Raw genomic sequence first — 19807 nt, 5'->3', positions numbered from 1 at the left:
AGATGATAGTAGAAGACATTCAAGGCAATATCGCTAACCTTTCTGCAGAGGAAAAACAAAAGCATGTAGAAAAAGTATATCTTGAAAACTCTGATTTGGTTAAACGTATTCAACGTGTCACAACAGATCACGGTAATGAAATCGGTATTCGTTTAAAACAACCTATCGATTTACAATATGGCGATATTTTATATCAAGATGACAACAATATGATTGTAGTAGATGTAAACTCGGAAGATTTACTTGTCATTAAGCCGCGTAACATACAAGAAATGGGAGATATTGCGCATCAATTAGGTAATCGTCATTTACCTGCGCAATTCACAGAAACTGAAATGCTTGTACAATATGACTACCTAGTAGAAGATTTATTAAAAACGCTAGGTATTCCCTATAGCCATGAAGATCGAAAAGTGAATAAAGCCTTCAGACATATAGGTCATTCACATGATTGATCATTCACATTTACGACTATTTCAGTTCTGTGATTCACAATTCCCTACTGGCGCATTTAGTCATTCATTTGGACTAGAAACGTATATTCAACGTCAGACAGTTCATGATGCTACATCATTTAGAGAATGGTTAGAACTCTTTCTAAATGAGCAGTTAACCTATTCAGATGGCCTTGCAATGCGTTTAGTTTATAACGCTTTAAATAATGGTGATACAGAAAAAGTATTACACCTTGATCAATTAATTTATGTCCAAAGTTTACCAAGAGAAACACGTGTAGGTACTAAACAAATGGGTACACGTATGGTAAAACTTGCTATAGAACTTTATGATAGTCCATGGATTAATTGGTATCATCAACAAATGAAAGATAAACGTGCAAAACTGCATCCAGCTATTTGTTTTACAATGCTAGGACATTATTTAGGCGTCGATATTGAAACGATTATTGATTACTATCTATATCAGAACGTTTCCAGTTTAACGCAAAATGCAGTACGTGCAATTCCCTTAGGTCAAACAATAGGACAACAAGTTGTGACGGAGATGATTCCACATATCGAACGGACACGACAACACATTCTCACATTAAGCGAAGATGATTTCGGTTTAACAGCTCCTGGCTTAGAACTGAATCAAATGGAGCATGAAAACGTAAACGTGAGAATCTTTATTTCATAGGAGGTAATATACATGGCAAATCCAATTAAAATTGGTGTAGGCGGTCCTGTAGGTGCAGGTAAAACACAATTAATTGAAAAACTTGTACGTCGTCTATCAAAAGATATGAGTATTGGCGTGATTACAAACGATATTTACACAAAAGAAGACCAAAAAATCTTAGTGAATACTGGTGTTTTACCAGAAGATAGAATTATCGGTGTGGAAACGGGTGGCTGTCCACATACAGCAATTCGTGAAGATGCATCAATGAACTTTGCTGCAATCGATGAATTATTAGATCGTCATGAGGATATTGAACTTATTTTCATCGAATCAGGTGGCGATAACTTAGCTGCTACTTTCAGTCCTGAATTAGTAGATTTCTCTATTTATATCATCGATGTAGCTCAAGGTGAAAAAATTCCACGTAAAGGTGGACAAGGTATGATTAAATCTGATTACTTTATCATTAATAAAACAGATTTAGCAGAATTTGTTGGCGCATCACTTGACCAAATGGCAGAAGATACTAAAACATTTCGTGGCAATCGTCCCTTCACATTTACAAATTTAAAAACCGACGATGGTTTAGATAATGTCATTGAATGGATTGAACGCGATGTATTACTTAAAGGATTAGCTTAATGGTACAACATCAATTCGATTCAAAACCTTTTTGGACTGGACAATTGAATCTCACTGTTTTTAATAATGGTGAGCGTTCTGTTGCCCGTAATATCTTTTTCGAAAAAGCGTTAAAGGTTATTCGTCCAATTTATTTAAATTTCTCTACGATTCCAACATTTTATATCGTAAATGTTGGCGGTGGTTATTTAGATGGCGATCGTTATCGTATGGATATTAATGTTGAAGAAGATGCTAAAGTCACTTTGACCTCTCAAGGTGCAACTAAAATTTATAAGACGTTAAACGATTGCGTGAAACAATATCAAACATTCAATATAGCAAAAGATGGTTATATGGAATATGTAGGAGACCCTATTATTGCTTATGAAAGAGCAAAGTTTTTCCAACATAACATTTTTAATTTAGATAAATGTGCATCCATGTTCTATACCGATATTTTAACCCCAGGCTATTCTGAAAAAGACACACCATTCACTTACGACTACATGCATTTAATTAATGAAATCTATGTAGATGATGCGCTTATCACTTATGATAATTTACGCATGCATCCAAGTGAAACAAAAATGAGTTCGGTTGGCTATATGGAAAATTATACCCATCTTGGTTCGGCTTATTGTATACACCCTGATATAACGCAAAAATTCATTGAAGATGTGTATGATGAAATTAAAGATTATACAAAACAATACGATTGCCGTATTGGTATTACACAATTACCTACACATGGTTTTACAGTACGTGTATTATCTAATCTGACACAAGAAATTGAAGAAGTGCTTACACGCGTCCAAGCTTATATTGCAGATAAATTGTATCATCGCCAACTCGACTTTTTAAGAAAATATTAATAAATTAATTAAAATACACCTTATATCTTGAGTATAAAGACTCGATATAAGGTGTTATTCTTTTACACTTATTTTTCTATTTTTATTTATTATCATTAAATATATATTGATAGATATCATGCGACACTTGTTCAAAATCATCAACATTAAGTGAAAGATAGAATTTGAGTTTAGGCTCTGTTCCTGAAGGACGTAATGCGACAAATCCTTCATCAAAGATTAACCGAATCACATTTGACTTTGGTAAAGCTATCGACTCAGTAGTACCATCATCTTTATTTATTCTCTCTTGGCTTTGATAATCTTCAACTGCGATCACTTTTAATCCGCCCAACGTATCTGGAATGTGTTGACGAAGGTGTTCCATTAACGTTGCAATTTCTTGTTGCCCCTTTTTTCCTTCAAATATTTTAGATGTAGGTTGATCGCGATAATATCCTACTTCCTCATATATATCCGTTAAGGCATCGTGTAATGTTTTACCTTCATTTTTTAAAATAGACGCATATTTAATGACTAACGGAACAACTTGAATCGCATCTTTATCTCTTACAAATTCACCCGCAAGGTAACCATAACTTTCTTCATAAGCGAAAATAAATGTTTCATCCTCACGTAATTCACGAATCGCCTTAGCAATAAATTTAAAACCAATTAAGACTTCCTTCACAGTAACCCCATGTTGCTTTGCGAAACGTTTCCCTAGTTCACCACTTACAATGGATTGAATCATGATTGGATGTTTAGGAAGCGTCGTATGATCGACTAAATATTTAATCATTAACGCACCAATCTCACTGCCATTAAAATAGTGAATATGACCATCATGATCTCGTTCAACGAATCCCATTCGATCCACATCAGGGTCTGTCGCAATGATTAAATCCGCTTTAGAGTATTGGGCTTGTTTGATAGCTAAATCAAACGCTTCATGTTCTTCTGGATTGGCACTTTTTACAGAACTAAAATCAGGATCAATTTTACATTGTGAGTCAACAAGTTCAATCTTATTAAAGTGAAGATGGCTTAGCAACTTCGGAATAATAGGTGTTCCTGTACCATGTAAACTCGTATACACCACATTTAAGTTTGATGGAGGTATGTCACCAATCAATTGGTTAATTTCCGCAAAATAGTACTGATTAATATCTTTTGGTAAAGGTAAAATATTTTCTTTAATTAACGTCTCATTTAATTCAATGTCTAAATGAAGTGGATCATCTAATTGTTCAATATACTTAGCCACTTCAAGTGAGGCGACATCGTCGAGCTGTGCTCCATCAGCACCATATACTTTAATGCCATTATAATCTTTAGGATTGTGACTAGCTGTAATCATAATGCCTGCAGACGTTTGAAGATATCTCACTGCATAAGATAACTGCGGAGTCGTTTGATATGTATCCGATACATATACTTTAATATGATGAGACGCTAAAATATGCGCAATAATGTCTGCAAATTCTGCTGATAAATGACGAATGTCATAATGAATGACAATGGAAGGTTGTGTCATATTATCTTGTAAATAATATGCAATTCCTAAAGCTAGACGTTGAATGGTATATCGATTTAAACGTCCTGGACCTAAACCAAATTGACCACGAATACCTGCTGTTCCAAAGGAAAGTGTCGTTTCAAACCCTTCTTGTTGAAATTGATATGATTGTTGGTCATAGAATGATCCTACGAGACTATCTGCTTTATGTTTTATCCAATTGTCTTTCATCCAATACTCCTCTCATACATGATGTATGTCCTATTCTTTTCTTTAGTATAATCGATATCTATTTATGTTTCACATGATACTTATCTTTTTTTTAATTAAAATCCTATCCACAATAATACAATTCAAAAACACCCTCACTACGATAAGTAAGGATGTTTTTAATTGTAATTTATAGCTATTTACGATTGAAATTGATAGCTTTCATGTCCTTTAGCGAATCCCTCAACTGTATAAATCATTGATCCACCTTCTGAATTATTCTCAATATCATTGGTACATATTAACAATTGATTTGTACCTGGAATAAATTGTGGATGTGTAGAACGCAACATTTTCCCTTCATCACGACCTGGCATCAAGATTTGACCAATAGGATACCCTCTCTTATTAAAGACCAGAACACGACCCTGTCCATACATTGCAACATATAAGTTGTCATCACTATCAATACAAACAGAATCAGGTCCTTCATGACCAGTGAAATAATACGGTATGGTTGCTCCAAACGGTGCAATAGTCACACCATCATCTTCTAATTGAATACGGTGAAGTCGATTCGTCGTTGTTTCAGTTATCCACAGTACTTTTTCATCGGTACTAAGTGCGATACCATTAGCAACAGAAATATTTTGTATCACGGGTGTCACCGTTTTAAAATCAGGAGAAACGTAGTAGACGCCACCTTTAGGATTCGTTGAATACCCTCTAAAGTCGGTGAAATAAAAACCACCTTTACTATCAAATACCATATCATCAATACAATAATCTGTATTGATGTCTGAAATAATGTCTTCAAAGTGTTCTCCATGTTCATCTGTTGCGAAAATACCACCTGTAGATTCAAAGTCACCTAAGTAACATGTAAACAGTCGTCCATCTTTATGAATTTTTACTGCGGCTGGATTTTGTTTTTCTGATTGAAACGCTACAGAAATATCTTTACTTGGCAGATTAACTTTAAAAATCTTTCCACCAAATACTTCACATAAAAATAAGTTATGTGCTCTATCAAAAATAAGTCCTTCAAGTTGAAGTCCTTCATCTGAAATTTTTAACCATGGTTCAGCTGTAACTGTTTGTAATTCACTTTCAGAAACAATAGGAACCACACTTTTAGATTTACCACTATACGTTAATTTAGGTAATTTATTATCCAACATATTAAATAAGCCTCCTTATGTCATTCATTTACATAGTTTATTATACGCTTGAAACATTCTAAACTTAAGCTTACTATATGTAATCGATTTCAATAAGTAAAATGATTCTCCTTGTATAGGTCAATTGACTGATTTATGAGCGCAAATATTGAAAGAAGTTATAATTTTGTTAAAATATTATAATGTCGATTTTTATATAAATAACAATTTAGATACGTTTAACATACAGATAAATTAACTTTTAGAGGAGAATCAGAAAATGGATTATAGAGTGTTATTGTATTACAAATATACAACAATTGATGACCCTGACACATTTGCTACCGAACATTTAGCATTTTGTAAAGAGCATAACTTAAAAGGTAGAATCTTAGTATCTACAGAAGGTATCAACGGTACATTATCTGGTACAAAAGAAGATACAGATCAATATATTGAACATATGCATGCAGATGAACGTTTTAAAGATATGACTTTCAAAATTGATGAAGCTGAGGGGCATGCATTCAAAAAAATGCACGTACGTCCTAGAAAAGAAATTGTTGCTTTAGGTTTAGAAGATGATGTAGATCCACGTGTGACAACTGGTAAATATTACTCACCTAGTGAGTTTAAAGCTGCATTAGAAGATGACGATACTGTTATTTTAGATGCACGTAATGATTATGAATTTGACTTAGGTCATTTCCGCGGCGCCATTCGCCCAGATATTACACGCTTCAGAGATTTACCAGATTGGATTCGTGAAAATAAAGAAAAATTAGATGGTAAAAACATTGTGACGTATTGTACGGGTGGCATCCGTTGTGAAAAATTCTCAGGCTGGCTTGTAAAAGAAGGCTTTGAAAATGTAGGACAATTACATGGCGGTATTGCTACGTATGGTAAAGACCCAGAAACAAAAGGTGAGTACTGGGATGGCAAAATGTACGTCTTCGATGAACGTATTAGTGTCGATGTGAACCATGTAGATAAAACAGTGATTGGTAAAGAACACTTTGATGGCACTCCATGCGAACGTTATATTAACTGTGCAAATCCAGAATGTAATAAACAAATTTTAGTATCCGAAAAAAATGAAGCAAAATATCTTGGCGCATGTTCATATGACTGTGCCAAACATGAACGTAATCGCTACGTTGCAAAACACCATATTAGTGATGAGGAATGGAATCGTCGTTTAGAAAACTTTAAAGATGTTCCTGAACATATTCACGCATAATGACATGTACCCTTTATAAGTATCAACCTACTTTTAAAGGGTACTTTTACATAATTACTGTGCTATAATAACTTAAATTGAAACTTACCTAAGGTGATTGTTATGAAGAAGCACAGTAAAGATTACTTCCATCTTTTTTATAGTCAGCTATTCGCAAATACTGGAGACGTGTTAACCGTTGTCGGCTTAATTTCGATAGTATATAGTATGACCTCAAAAACGACTGCCGCTTCTATGATTCCAATTATTTTTACTTCCGGTCTCTTTGTTAGTAGCTTTATTTCAAATTATATTTATCAGTATTTTACTCAAAAACAAGTATTATGGATTTTCCAAGGGCTTAAACTTGTGAGTCTATCCATCATCGCAAGTCTACTTATATTCGAGGAATCTCCAATATTTATTTTTATTCTACTATTTATAAATGCTCTATTTGATGGATTTACCAATCCAATTAAGAACGCGATGATTCCTTTTATTGAAAAGAAAGAATACATAACTTCGGCGAACGCTTTAATGAATATGATGAGTAGTATGGTTCAATTGTCGACATGGGCATTAGGTGGATTTCTGATGAGTCTGATTGGCGCTAAATATTTATTTTTATTTGCGCTTGTACTAGAAATCCTATCCTACTTCTTTATTATTCAACTTTCAGAACGGCATATTTATAATAATGAAAAAGAAAATATATTAAATAGCTTTAAAACTGTATTACGTCATAACTATTCCAATAAACTGAGTTTATATCTAAATCTATCTATAATTTTCGAATCTGTCGCAACGTCCATTTGGGTTGCTGCAATTATTCTTACATATACGAGAACATTTTTACATGTCGATGATTTTTGGTTTGGACTCATCAATGCTGCTTTCTTTAGTGGGACAATTATTGCTGGGTTATGGATGAATGATAAAGATCAATTTTTCACAAAAATAAGTTACCCTATTATTATTTATATTCCGCTCATATTAGCTTTTATTAATGCCAGCTTTATCCTACATCAATCTGTGTTACTTGCTTTACTCATGTCATTATTAATGGGAATTTTCGAAGATTCACGCTATATTTCTTTAAACTCAGTTGTACAACGTGAAGTACCAAAAGAAGCCCTAACATCCACCTATATACTGAATAATTTATTAAGCAGTATATTTTTCTCACTTGGTACTTTAGGTATTTCTCTTGTTGTAGATAATCAAGGAGTGATGTGGGCATATGTAATTAGTAGCGTTGCTTATGTGTTAACATTTGTTTTAGGTTTATATTTTAAAACAGCAATTAAAAATTAATTTACGAGGAGACGACGATATGTGTACAGGCATTACATTTCAAGCCAGCAATGGAGATGTTATTTTTGGAAGAACGATGGATTACGATTATCCTTTGAACGGGTTTCCTGCAGTTCAACCTCGAGGATACTCCTTTAAATCGCATGTCGACTATGAAGGGGAAACGTTGTATGCCTTTGCAGGTGCTGGTTCTGATATGGAGGGATTTGTTTTTGGAGATGGCGTCAATGAACATGGACTTGCCATGTCAAATCAATACGATCGTGGATATGCGTCATATGCGACAGACATTCGTGAAGGCTATATCAATATTTCGCAAACAGAAGTCCTTGTGTGGGCGCTCGGCTATAACAGAACTATTGAAGAACTTATTGAAAATGCGAAACAAGTTAACGTTGTAGCCTATTCATATAGTGATATTAACGAAGTTCCTCCATTACATTATCATTTATCTGATGCGACAGGGCGCACTGTGGAAGTGACATTTGTTGAAGGACGTATCGTCGTGATTGATAATCCAATTGGCGTACTCACAAATAACCCAGATTTAAATTGGCATTATGAAAATTTGAAACACTATATGCATGTGACACCATATAACATTGACAATACATTTTCAAAACAATTGAACTTAGGGAATACGAATGGCACATTCGGTTTACCTGGAGGGTATACATCTGGCGAACGTTTTGTTCGAGCAGCTTATCTTGTTCATCACTTATTACCAAATAGCGATGACCATCCTATCTTAGATGCATTTAGAATTTTAGACCATGTGAGTGTACCAAAAGGCGCTGTTCGCCCTTCAGACAATGGATTTTATTATACGTTATATCAAACTGTTTTTAATTTAACGACAAAAACACTCTATATTAAATATTATGACTCGAATACCATTACAGAATTACAACTTACCGATGACTTAATAAATCGTGACGATTTGGTAGTCTTTTCGAGAAAGAATAAAGGGTTATATACTGAAAAAGTGAATGACTAACATATTTTTAAATCTAATAAAGTACCTCTCTTACATTAAATTGTAAGAGAGGCTTGTTATTTTTTCACTTTTATCATTCTTTATTTTATCTATAAACTAGTCCACCATCAGTTAAAATGGCTTGTCCAGTAATATAATCTGAATCTGATGATGCTAAGAATGACACTAAAGAAGCCACATCTTGTGGTTCTTGATAACGTCCAAGTTTAATTGCTGATGAGAACTGTTCAAATGCTTCACCTGGTTTTAGATTACTGTCTAGTTTAACCATTTCAGCATCAATACGATCCCACATTTCAGTTTTAGCAACTCCAGGACAATAAGCATTCACCGTAATACCTTTTTCAGCTAATTCTTTCGCTGCAGTTTGAGTGAGAGAACGTACTGAATGTTTAGTAGCACAGTATGTACCTAATACCTCATAAGATTCATGTCCTGCAATACTGCATGCGTTAATGATTTTACCTTTACTATTTTGCTTAATAAACTGTTTTGCTGCCGCTTGAATTCCAAATAACGTGCCATATACATTTATATGGAATAATTTATCCAATTCATCTTCTGTAATATCTAAAATAGGTGATACCGCATCTACACCAGCATTATTTACAAATACATCAATTTGACCAAATTCTGCCACTGCAAATTGAACTAATTCTTCTTGCTCTTTTTTCTTAGAAACATCACTATGAAATGCTACCACGTTATATCCATTCTCTTTAAATTCTTGTTCTGTTTTTTCTAGAGCTTTTTGATTAATATCTTGAATCACAATATTAAATCCATCATTGGCTAAACGTTGAGCAATTCCTTTTCCTAATCCTGCTGCTGAACCTGTAATGACTGCTGTTTTTGTCATAATACCACTCCTTTTACATAATTATTTTACCCTTCTAGTTTAATTTTATTCTTAATTTTAAATAATTCACAAACTGTTCATATATCTTTTACGTTGCCTTATATCATCATCTGTTTAATGATGTAAATAAGTGTTTATACCTTACGTATTAAACTGTAAAAAATTAAAGGAGAGGTTTTCTTATGAATATTTTAGTTACTGCATTTGATCCGTTTGGCGGAGAAAAGGTAAATCCGGCATTAGAAGCGGTTAGACAACTGGACCCTACTATTGGGGCACATACCATTACAACATTAGAAATCCCAACTGTATTTCACAAATCAAAAGATGTGATTCAACATGAATTAGAACATCATCATTACGACGTGGTATTATCGATTGGACAAGCAGGGGGACGTTTTAATATTACACCTGAACGTGTAGGCATTAATATTGATGATGCACGTATTGCGGATAATAAAGGAAATCAACCCATTGATGTTGCCATTCATCCAGATGGTGCACCAGCCTACTTTTCAAATCTTCCTATAAAATCAATGACAGAAGCGATTAAAAAAGCGGGTGTTCCAGCAAGTTTATCGAATACCGCAGGCACATTTGTCTGCAATCATGTACTTTATCAATTAGGCTACCTTGCAGATAAGTTTTATCCTAACTTACTATTTGGCTTTATCCATGTTCCCTTTATTCCAGAACAAGTCATAGATAAACCTAATACACCTTCGCTGTCTTTAGATACGATTACAAAAGGAATTACAGCAGCAATCAATGCGATTTCAGACCTCCCTGATGTTAAAGTAGCTTTAGGAGAAACACATTAGAAAATAAGATAATTAGTGATATATAAGATACAAATTCTATAATTAAAACGATTCTTTTTGTCTACAAAATATATAATTTTGTAGACGTTTTTTATTTTCAAAATAAATATTACCGTGTATTATTAATAAGTGACAAATATAAATTGAAAGAGGTTTTAAATTTGAGAAAGCATCTGCTTTTGTCATTCATGATGTGTGCGTCTCTCCTATTAACTGGATGTACACATGATCATCATCAACACAAAGAGGTGAAAGTATCTCTTGCACGAGAATTTAACCCGAGCCAGTTAGATGCACAAGCGTTTGATGTTCCGATGCCTGTCTACAGTGCAATATACCAACCTCTTGTTACATATGGAGAAAATGGAAAGATTGAGCCTGGTTTGGCTAAATCTTGGAAAGTCTCTAATAACGGAAAAGATTATACGTTTCACTTAAAACACCATATTAAATTTAATGATGGTTCGAACTTTGATGCGAAAGCAGTCAAATTTTCAATTGAACGTGCGAAAGCGACAGATAAAACGAATCCTATGGAAACATTAGATAAACTGAAGTCGGTTACTATTAAAGATAACTATACTGTAGATATTCATTTGAAAATGCCATCAAATCAAGTATTAAATGAATTATCACAAATACGTCCGCTACGTATCATGAGTCCACATGCGGTAAAAGATGGTAAAACCACTGGAAAATTTGAAAAAGCGATTGGTACAGGACCATTCAAAGTAGCAGATTCAACAAATGAGACTGTGACTTTTAAACCGAATCCTTATTATCACAACCATCATCCATTGGATTACGATTTAATTTTTCAAACAATTGAAGATAGCGATTCGAGACATCTTGCAATGGAAAGTCATTCTATTGATATTACAGGGGGTTCACTAGGACATTTGACTCCTCAACAAATCAAGGAATCATACCGTAATCAAGATTTAAAGGTAAAACAATATCCAAGTACAGAAACACAGTTCATGGCCTTTAATCCAGAGGTCTCATTACTTCAAAATAAAAAGATGCGCGAAGCAATCAGTAAAGCGATTAATACTGATCACTTATCATCAAATAAGCAGCTTAAAGGATTATTCCAAGACGGCGTAGAATTCGTGAATGATACAAATCAACACACCCATTCATATAATCCTACTCAAGCGACACGCTTATTAGAACAATTAGGCTATAAAAAAAATGATCGGGGCTACTTTGAAAAAAATGGACGTGACCTTTCTTTAAAATTAGCGCTCCAAACTGATGAATTTCCTGAATGGAAAACAAAAGCAGAAATTATGCAACAAGATTTGAAAAACGTAGGTATTCATTTGGATATTAACGTTTTAGATGCCCAAACGTATTATGAAACACTCACTATCCGAAAAGATTATGATCTTATTTTCTATCGTTCTTATACGAATGCGCTCATGCCATATAACTTTTTAAATGCACGCTTTAAGCAAGACGGAGATAAGCCCGGTATGTTCGCAAACGATGTTCAGCTAACAACAATGCTTAACCGCTTCTCAACCATTACCAATAAGGATGATCAACAACGTGCATTTAATCACATCTCACATCGCATCAATCAACAGTATCTTGAAGTGCCAATTGCTTATCCAAACGAAGTGTTTGTTACAAGTCCTAAAATTAAGCAATTCGAATTCTCAGGACAAACGGATGCACCCATTAATTACGATAAATTGAAGGTATCTCATCATGATTAGTATGATTAAACATTTACTTAAACTTATATTATATTTCATTATTATTTCGTTTATCTTATTTGTGCTACTTGAACATACAACTGGAAATCCAGCGATTCAATATCTACATGAACATGGTGTCGCACAAATCACAGATGAACGAATTAAGATGGCTCAAGATAAACTTGGATTAAGCCAAGCATTGCCTATTCGTTATTTACAATGGTTAGGTCATGCATTTACAGGCGATTTAGGCACGAGCTTTAGTAACGGCGAGCCTGTCACTGACCGTATTGCTAAAGCCGTTGCTCCTACCTTGAAACTTATTTTTATCTCAGCCATCATCTTATTTCCACTTGGCTATATTATTGGCTATCTCTGTGGGAATTATCCTAAGAAAAAGTGGTCTATATTCATATTACGTGCGTCTCAAGTGGTGACATCACTACCAGAATATTGGTTAGCCATTATTTTTATTTACTATTTCGGTGTGAAATGGCATCTTCTACCATTTGTTGGAAGTTATAGCTTTGAATACTTTATTCTACCTATCGCTATTTTAGTCTTAGTTGAAGGGAGTCATATGGTTTTACTCAGCAGTCATCTATTTGAACGTACACTTCGTAATGAAGCATACCAACTTGCCTCATTACGTCAGTTTAAATTAAAAGATCGTATTTACGTACAAGTTAAAGACATCTTAGCGCCATTACTTACGATTACAATTAATAATTTTATTCGTTTATTCAGTCGAGTCATTATTTTAGAAGTCATTTTTAGTATTTCAGGGTTAGGAAAATTGCTTATTATTAGTATTAATCTTCGGGATTATCCACTCATTCTAGGTATTCTAATGATGATGATTACAATCATTATGATATTGAATTTCCTGGGTGATATTTTACTAGAAAAAAGTGACCCTCGTTTGAATATGTCGAAAACGTTAGGAGGGCGAGTAACGTATGAAGATTAAACATTTCATATGGCCTATTGCAATAATCATTTTAGCTGTACTCGCTTATGCCCTATATGATAAAGCAAATCAAATTCATCAATCTCAAGCATTACGTCCCCCAAGTTTACATCATTTACTTGGTACGGATGATTTGGGTAGAGATTTTCTAACACGACTATTTGTAGGTAGCTTGATTACACTTGGTCTTACTGCATTCATTATGATAGGGACAATCGTGCTTGGACTGATCATTGGTCTTATTTCAGCTATAGTAGGTAAATGGTTAGATTCTATCATTATGGCACTTGCAGATATGTTAATCGCTTTACCCGCTATCATTATCGCGCTTGTCGTCCTTGGTTTTATTAATAATTCTGTAGTAGGATTATGTCTTGCACTCATCATCGGCTGGCTCGGTCGCTATTTGCGGTATTTCAGAAATTTAGCACGTGACACGATGACACAACCGTTCGTTAAATTTGCGCCACTTAGTGGGATGTCGAAGTTCCAAGTTACAATACATCACATTGTGCCACATCTCATCAGTGACATTATGGCACTTGTTACTGCAGATTTTGGTAAGTTAATGTTAAGTATTTCCGGTCTCGCCTTTATTGGTTTAGGAGTAAAACCCCCTATTCCTGAATTAGGCGCCATTTTACATGACGGTAAAAGTTATTTCTATTCTGCGCCCTGGTTATTTATCTTTCCAGGTGTCTTATTAGGAGGGTTCGCACTCATATGTCAAATACTCAATCGTCGTCACCTACATTAGATACAGTCCTTTATATCAATGATGTATCTGTTTATCACAAACATGAACCATTACTTAAACAGATACATTTAAAGATTGAAAAAGGAAGCTTTCATTGTTTAATTGGAGAAAGTGGGAGTGGTAAATCTTTACTTACACGTACTGTACTGAATATGAAAGAAGATGATTTAACCTATCGTGGTGAGATTCATCTCGATTTAACGCAAACAGATGCAATGTTCCAAGATGCGAATCGTAATTTTTTCCAAAATGTTCGTATCAAGCGACACTTTGATGCATTGTTTGACTCTATGTCATCTTCATTAACACGTGATCAACAAAAAGCATTTGTATTACGTCAATTTAAACATCTCGGATTGGACCAACCTGAATCCATTTATTATCAGTATCCTTTTGAATTGAGTGGTGGTATGGCACAACGAGTTGCACTTGTCATGGCTATTGTAAGAGAAGCACAGTTTTTAATTGCAGATGAACCGACTAGTGCGCTAGATCAACACAATCGTCATAGTTTAATGGCTCTACTGCATCATGTAGTGACAGAACATGATATGACAGTGCTATTTGTAACTCATGATTTAAACTTAGTCTTAAACTATGCAACACATATCAGTGTCATGCTAAACGGAAACATTGTAGAAACAGGGCGTGCTTCTGATATTTTACGTGATCCTCAGCATGCTTACACGAAGCAATTGATTGAACTAGCTAATAGGAGATATCAATATGTTACAGATTAAACAGTTAAATAAAGCTTTTTCTAATAAACAGATATTTAAAAATTTTAATTATACATTAGAGACACACGATCATTTATTGATAAATGGCGTAAGTGGAAGCGGAAAGTCTACTTTGGCTCAAATTATTGCAGGATTAGATTCAAATTATCAAGGTACACTCATATATAACGATTTAGAACTTGGCCATATTTCACAACACAAATGGATGAAACATATCCAATATGTGCCTCAATATCATTCGAGTACACTTGATCCAAATAAAACAGTTCATTGGATATTAAAACAACCTTTAATTCATTTTCATTATCCTAAAGCTATACATGAGGACAGAATAAAAGAAGTCATGTCGCAATGTAAGTTAGAATCACAATTACTTGGTAAAAAAGTGAGTACTTTAAGTGGTGGCCAATTCCAAAGGCTATGGATAGCAAAAGCTTTGCTTGTAGAACCAGATGTCTTGATTTTAGATGAAGCAACAACAAATTTAGATATGGTGAACGAAGATATCATCTTACAAATGTTAAGAGAATTTCAACATTTACAGTTAATTATCATTACACATGATTCATATTTATTGAAAGCTTTACCTGGTAAACATTTAAATATTGGTTAATTCAAAATAAAGAGTGGGACAACGAGTTTTGTCTCACTCTTTTCATAAATAGTTCAAATATTTTATAAAGTAAGTTGTAGGTTGAAATCAGAGTATGTTATGTTCAAGTTGCAGTATACGTAGTTCAAATAAAAACATTAGAGGTGATACAACCATGACTCAACAAGGTATTACAGAAACACGTATGCATTCAGATTCAAATCTTGACTCTCATTATCATAAAAAAGATGAACATTATCCTAAAGGGAATCGCTTCTTAAATGTTCTTATTTTTATAGGATGGATGTTACTTGCTCAGATTCCTATTGTTCTTATTTTATTTATTACTAATTTTTCTGCAAAAATGGATGTTACAAGTGGAACATTAGCAACATTATTATTTATGCTGTTAGCCGCTGTCGTTATTTGGCTGGTTAGACGTTATTATCAACGGCATACATATGAGCCAATTAAACCGTTTAAACGCAAAGATATTATGATTAATATCGGATGGGCACTATTACTTCGCGTTATTGTCATTGGAATGAGTTTTCTAATGATGGCAATAACAGGTCAAGCACAGACAGAAAATGATAAGGCATTACTGGGTAACTTTCAAGGCGCGAAACCTTCTCCCGATCAACTTGGACAAGCGTTTCCTGTCATAGTATTTGCACTCACCCTTACGTTTGTAGCGCCCTATTTAGAAGAATTAATTTATCGAGGTATCTTTAAAGAAACGCTATTTAAACGTAGCAGTTTCTGGTTACCATTTATTTTATCCTCACTTATTTTTGCTTCCCAACATGGTATTTCAAATTGGGTTGCGGTCTTAATGTATATCATAATGGGGATGGTGTTCTATCTCGCTTATCATCGTCGTCATAACGTTAGAGATAGTATGATGGTTCATATGATTCATAATGGTGTAACGGGTATTGTGATTATTGTGAGTTACTTTATCGCAATGTTTAGCTAAAAAAGGATACCTGTTAAATGAAGTCGACAACTATTTCGCCAAAAAAGGAGTGGAACGGAATTCATTTTGAATTCGTCGGTCCACTCCTTTTTTAATTCATTCGATCAATCTATATCAATATGATTTGAATCCTCATTAAATGTTTCAGTTTTAATATTTTTATCTTCCAAGAAATTGGCAATATCTTGTTTTTCTTGATCATTTACAATGTCTTGATCTTTATTCACTTGCTCAATATCATTAAAAATAGATGTATCATCATCCGATTTTAATGAGATTTCTAAACTTTTTTGCTCTATGCGATTGGCTGTTGAAATATAACGACTTATTTTATCAGTATAGATCACATAATCATTATTTGGCATCTGATTATTTTGAATGTATTGTGCAAAATTTGTATCATTCTCATTCTCTAATTGAACAAGCTTTTTTAATTTGTTCGCTTCTGTGTTAGATAACTTTTGATTGGAATATAATTTCATTTTATATGTATTCATCGTATCATTGATTTTTTTATCAATGTTAATATACGTTTTAATATCTTTTTTAATCGTTTTTTCAGAAATCTGTGTATGTCGTACTGATGTTTTTTCAAAAACATGATCCGGTATCTTTGTATCTGGTTCTAGACTGATATCTTGATCATCAGAATTCTTATTTTCTTCTGTTGAATGTTCTTCTTGTGTATCCGCTTTGTCCGAAGGGTCACTATCCTCTTTAGACAATCGATGACATCCCACTAAGCCAATAGATAATATGAGAATAAGCGTTACTACCACTATCTTTTTCATAACTTTTCTCCTTAACTACGTTTATTTATCTTTACTTTAAGTATAAAACAATTACAACTACTTTTGAATGTGTTATAAGTTGCTACCTTTATATGGCGTACAGCACATTAACAGAACAATAATCACAATGATATAGCCTATCGTAGAGACGATAGATGTTTCAAAACCAAACTGTCCTCCTGTAAGCACCATATTTTTAAAACGTAAAACATATTGAAAGACGTTATAGTCAGTTTCTTTTGTAGTGATATAAACAACTTGAAAGACATTCCAAAAGAAATGCAAGGTGATACTCGCCCAAATGGTGTTAAATCGATACGTTGCTATACCAAACATCATACCAACTAAAGTGCCACTAACTAACAATAAAAAGAAACTTGTCACATTTAGAGCACCATTCAATAAATGAATGACGCCAAAGAACAGTGAAGTAACGATGATTGCTATTCGAATGTTTGTTTTCTTTTCAATATAGCCCATTAAAAGACCTCGACACACCATTTCCTCGACAATAGCACCAGCTGCAGCTTGCATAAAAATAATGTAACTCAAGTCGTGTATCGTCTTACTGATTGAATTAAAATGATGTACCTTAAAATCTCCCGGTATAAAAATAAAATAAATCGCATATATTACGCACGGTAATGCAATCCCTAAAATCAAATAAATCGGATGAAATACAGGTTTTGTCATTCGATATGAAGATAGAGTTTCTTTAAATACATGAGTAATTATCCATCTTACGACGAGAAATGTAAGTAAAATATAAGTGATACTCGATAAAATCGTTCCGATTCCATAAAATGGTATAATTATATCAAATAATAGCGAGATTATTTGAGAAATTCCCATAATGATTATCGCTAAAAGAAACATACCAATAATTTTTATTATTTTCATTGTTATTCTCCAATATAAGTGATGTATATAAATTTATCATAGCATAGAAAAAAGAGTAAGATTGAATTGACAATGAATTCATTTTCCTACTCTCTTAATATTAAAAATCAATTTCTTTTTGCTATTTTAGATATATATGTAGAAGCTTTATTTTTGTCGTAAATCGTTAAACCAGTAATATCTTTTACATTTTTAGATGGTACAAGCAAGCTTACGATATAACCTAAAATAAAAGCAACTAAAAATGAAATAATTGATACGTAAAATGGTGAGTTTCCTCCACCTATTCCATGAAGTAAATAAGCGATAATTACTCCTGCAAATAGTCCGACAATGACACCAAATGTATTTGCACGTCTTGTGAATATCCCAACTGCAAATATTCCAGCTAACGGCACACCAAATAATCCAGTAATAAGTAAGAATAAATCCCATAAATTATTAGAATCTGCTGCAATTAAATACATCGAAATACCATAGCTTAATAAACCTGCTATCACAATAATTAATCGAGCAAATTTCACTTCTGATTTATCCTCCCTTTTTCCAAAGAAGCGATGTTTAATATCTTCAGAAGTACATGCTGAAATTGAATTTAAACTCGATGAAATTGTTGATTGTGCTGCAGCGAATATTGCTGCAATAAGTAATCCACCAATAAATGGGGGCATTTCAGTCAAAATAAAATATGGAACAATTGATGATGTATTAAAACCTTTAGGCAATGTTTCTTGATGCTGATAAAATGAATACATCATCGTACCCATGCCATAGAAAATAGGCGCTGAAATTAGTGCTAAGACACCATTTGTCCATAGTGATTTTTTGGTTTCTTCCATAGATTCTGATGCTTGATAACGTTGTACTACATCTTGGCTCGCTGTATATTGATGTAAATTATTAAAAATATTTCCTAGGAAAATAATTGGGAGCGCCGCTGCTGCTGAGTTAAGTTTCCAATTATCTACGCTAAGAATTTTTTTATTCGCAATAGCATCATGTACAATTGTGCCAAATCCACCTTTTATTTCAAAAGCACCGATGATAATGATAAGAAGTGCTCCACCAAGTAAAATGACACCTTGGATAAAATCGCTCCAAACGACTCCTTCGAACCCACCTAAAAATGTATATAAAATACATAAAATACCTACTAAACTTGCTACAAGATATGGATTAATATCAGATACAGCAGTTATTGCTAAAGTTGGTAAATAAATAACGATTGCGATACGACCTAAGTGAAAAATAATAAATAATAATGATCCAATTAAACGTATACTTGGTCCAAATCGTGCTTCTAAATATTCATAAGCTGAAGTTACATGTAATTTTTTAAAGAATGGAACATAAAAAGCAATTAATATTGGAATAATTGCTACAATTGCAATATTTCCTGCTATATAGGCCCAATCAGTTAAAAAAGCTTTTTCAGGTGTAGACATAAACGTAATTGCACTTAATGTAGTCGCATAAATAGAAAAGCCAATTGCCCACGATGGTAAACGTCCGCTTGCTTTAAAGAAACTATCAGTATCTTGGCTTGCACGTTTAGTAAAATAGGCACCTACTAATAACATTGCTACAAGATAGACGATAACTGCTATCCAATTCCATAACCCAAATCCTATATGTTGCATAAGGATCACCCCTTGTTTATATTCTGTCGTTTA

20 protein-coding genes are annotated in these 19807 nt (G+C 33.6%); 14 read left to right on the top strand and 6 right to left on the bottom strand.

Translation table 11 applies throughout. The features are described from left to right. Positions 1 to 2: 2 nt before the first annotated feature. Genes ureE through HMPREF2629_RS01745 form a run of 4 tightly spaced genes read left to right on the top strand, consistent with a single transcriptional unit; the run spans position 3 to position 2618 of the window. Positions 3 to 455, top strand: a complete 453-nt coding sequence (gene ureE / locus HMPREF2629_RS01760) for an urease accessory protein UreE (RefSeq protein WP_002449547.1) — start codon at positions 3 to 5, stop codon at positions 453 to 455. Further along, positions 448 to 1137 carry an urease accessory protein UreF gene (locus tag HMPREF2629_RS01755; RefSeq protein WP_049434711.1) on the top strand — a complete coding sequence of 230 codons (690 nt, stop codon included), beginning with the start codon at positions 448 to 450 and terminating at the stop codon, positions 1135 to 1137. The genes ureE and HMPREF2629_RS01755 overlap by 8 nt, the downstream gene beginning before the upstream one ends. 12 nt (positions 1138 to 1149) lie before the next feature. Then, positions 1150 to 1764, top strand: a complete 615-nt coding sequence (ureG, locus tag HMPREF2629_RS01750) for an urease accessory protein UreG (RefSeq protein ID WP_049434709.1) — start codon at positions 1150 to 1152, stop codon at positions 1762 to 1764. Next, on the top strand, positions 1764 to 2618 hold the full coding sequence (locus HMPREF2629_RS01745) for an urease accessory protein UreD (protein ID WP_049434708.1): 855 nt from the start codon (positions 1764 to 1766) through the stop codon (positions 2616 to 2618). The genes ureG and HMPREF2629_RS01745 overlap by 1 nt, the downstream gene beginning before the upstream one ends. Positions 2619 to 2700: 82 nt before the next feature. On the opposite strand, the gene HMPREF2629_RS01740 is transcribed toward HMPREF2629_RS01745, so the two are convergent. Then, entirely contained in the window at positions 2701 to 4347 is a 1647-nt protein-coding gene (locus HMPREF2629_RS01740) for a phospho-sugar mutase (RefSeq protein ID WP_049418082.1), read from the bottom strand. Positions 4348 to 4526: 179 nt separating this feature from the next. Further along, positions 4527 to 5507, bottom strand: a complete 981-nt coding sequence (locus tag HMPREF2629_RS01735; RefSeq protein ID WP_049418084.1) for an SMP-30/gluconolactonase/LRE family protein — start codon at positions 5505 to 5507, stop codon at positions 4527 to 4529. Between the two features lie 259 nt (positions 5508 to 5766). Between HMPREF2629_RS01735 and HMPREF2629_RS01730 the strand changes: the two genes are divergently transcribed. From HMPREF2629_RS01730 to HMPREF2629_RS01720, 3 genes are all read left to right on the top strand, one after another. Further along, a complete protein-coding gene (locus HMPREF2629_RS01730) occupies positions 5767 to 6729 on the top strand; it encodes an oxygen-dependent tRNA uridine(34) hydroxylase TrhO (RefSeq protein ID WP_019834741.1) in 963 nt (320 codons plus the stop codon). 102 nt (positions 6730 to 6831) lie between these two features. Beyond that, the gene (locus tag HMPREF2629_RS01725; RefSeq protein ID WP_049418086.1) at positions 6832 to 8022 is read left to right on the top strand and encodes an MFS transporter; all 1191 of its coding nucleotides are present in this window, start codon (positions 6832 to 6834) and stop codon (positions 8020 to 8022) included. A gap of 19 nt (positions 8023 to 8041) precedes the next feature. Further along, complete coding sequence (locus tag HMPREF2629_RS01720) at positions 8042 to 9019, top strand: choloylglycine hydrolase family protein (RefSeq protein WP_049415867.1); 978 nt, start codon at positions 8042 to 8044, stop codon at positions 9017 to 9019. An 85-nt stretch (positions 9020 to 9104) separates the two neighbouring features. On the opposite strand, the gene HMPREF2629_RS01715 is transcribed toward HMPREF2629_RS01720, so the two are convergent. Continuing rightward, the gene (locus tag HMPREF2629_RS01715; protein ID WP_002449443.1) at positions 9105 to 9878 is read right to left on the bottom strand and encodes an acetoin reductase; all 774 of its coding nucleotides are present in this window, start codon (positions 9876 to 9878) and stop codon (positions 9105 to 9107) included. Positions 9879 to 10060: 182 nt separating this feature from the next. Here HMPREF2629_RS01715 and pcp point away from each other — a divergent pair, with 182 nt between their 5' ends. The 7 genes from pcp to HMPREF2629_RS01680 all read left to right on the top strand — a co-directional run bounded on the left by pcp (position 10061) and on the right by HMPREF2629_RS01680 (position 16443). Next, entirely contained in the window at positions 10061 to 10699 is a 639-nt protein-coding gene (pcp, locus tag HMPREF2629_RS01710) for a pyroglutamyl-peptidase I (RefSeq protein WP_002454706.1), read from the top strand. Between the two features lie 161 nt (positions 10700 to 10860). After that, positions 10861 to 12423, top strand: a complete 1563-nt coding sequence (locus tag HMPREF2629_RS01705; RefSeq protein ID WP_039984114.1) for a nickel ABC transporter substrate-binding protein — start codon at positions 10861 to 10863, stop codon at positions 12421 to 12423. Then, the gene (locus HMPREF2629_RS01700; RefSeq protein WP_002449445.1) at positions 12416 to 13375 is read left to right on the top strand and encodes an ABC transporter permease; all 960 of its coding nucleotides are present in this window, start codon (positions 12416 to 12418) and stop codon (positions 13373 to 13375) included. Before HMPREF2629_RS01705 ends, HMPREF2629_RS01700 begins: the two co-directional genes overlap by 8 nt. Further along, positions 13365 to 14132, top strand: coding sequence for an ABC transporter permease (locus HMPREF2629_RS01695; protein WP_002449346.1), 768 nt, complete (start codon positions 13365 to 13367; stop codon positions 14130 to 14132). The genes HMPREF2629_RS01700 and HMPREF2629_RS01695 overlap by 11 nt, the downstream gene beginning before the upstream one ends. Then, complete coding sequence (locus HMPREF2629_RS01690) at positions 14099 to 14872, top strand: ATP-binding cassette domain-containing protein (RefSeq protein ID WP_017175528.1); 774 nt, start codon at positions 14099 to 14101, stop codon at positions 14870 to 14872. The genes HMPREF2629_RS01695 and HMPREF2629_RS01690 overlap by 34 nt, the downstream gene beginning before the upstream one ends. Beyond that, positions 14859 to 15485, top strand: a complete 627-nt coding sequence (locus HMPREF2629_RS01685) for an ATP-binding cassette domain-containing protein (protein ID WP_070813105.1) — start codon at positions 14859 to 14861, stop codon at positions 15483 to 15485. The genes HMPREF2629_RS01690 and HMPREF2629_RS01685 overlap by 14 nt, the downstream gene beginning before the upstream one ends. A gap of 154 nt (positions 15486 to 15639) precedes the next feature. Beyond that, positions 15640 to 16443 (top strand): CPBP family intramembrane glutamic endopeptidase, encoded by an 804-nt coding sequence (locus tag HMPREF2629_RS01680; RefSeq protein ID WP_002449357.1) that lies wholly within the window; start codon positions 15640 to 15642, stop codon positions 16441 to 16443. 104 nt (positions 16444 to 16547) lie between these two features. Here the strand turns inward: HMPREF2629_RS01680 and HMPREF2629_RS01675 are convergent, their stop codons facing one another. The 3 genes from HMPREF2629_RS01675 to HMPREF2629_RS01665 form a co-directional block, all read right to left on the bottom strand. Beyond that, complete coding sequence (locus HMPREF2629_RS01675; protein WP_049434703.1) at positions 16548 to 17234, bottom strand: NDxxF motif lipoprotein; 687 nt, start codon at positions 17232 to 17234, stop codon at positions 16548 to 16550. Between the two features lie 72 nt (positions 17235 to 17306). Then, positions 17307 to 18134, bottom strand: a complete 828-nt coding sequence (locus tag HMPREF2629_RS01670) for a CPBP family intramembrane glutamic endopeptidase (protein ID WP_069723683.1) — start codon at positions 18132 to 18134, stop codon at positions 17307 to 17309. A gap of 107 nt (positions 18135 to 18241) precedes the next feature. Further along, on the bottom strand, positions 18242 to 19774 hold the full coding sequence (locus tag HMPREF2629_RS01665; RefSeq protein WP_070813104.1) for a sodium:solute symporter family protein: 1533 nt from the start codon (positions 19772 to 19774) through the stop codon (positions 18242 to 18244). Positions 19775 to 19807: the final 33 nt, after the last annotated feature.

Origin of the sequence: Staphylococcus sp. HMSC034C12 (assembly GCF_001835895.1) — a bacterium.
In the GTDB taxonomy this organism is placed as follows: Bacteria; Bacillota; Bacilli; order Staphylococcales; family Staphylococcaceae; genus Staphylococcus; species Staphylococcus hominis.
Note: the sequence above shows the minus strand (reverse complement) of the source record. Positions and strands in the feature narration are given on the sequence as shown.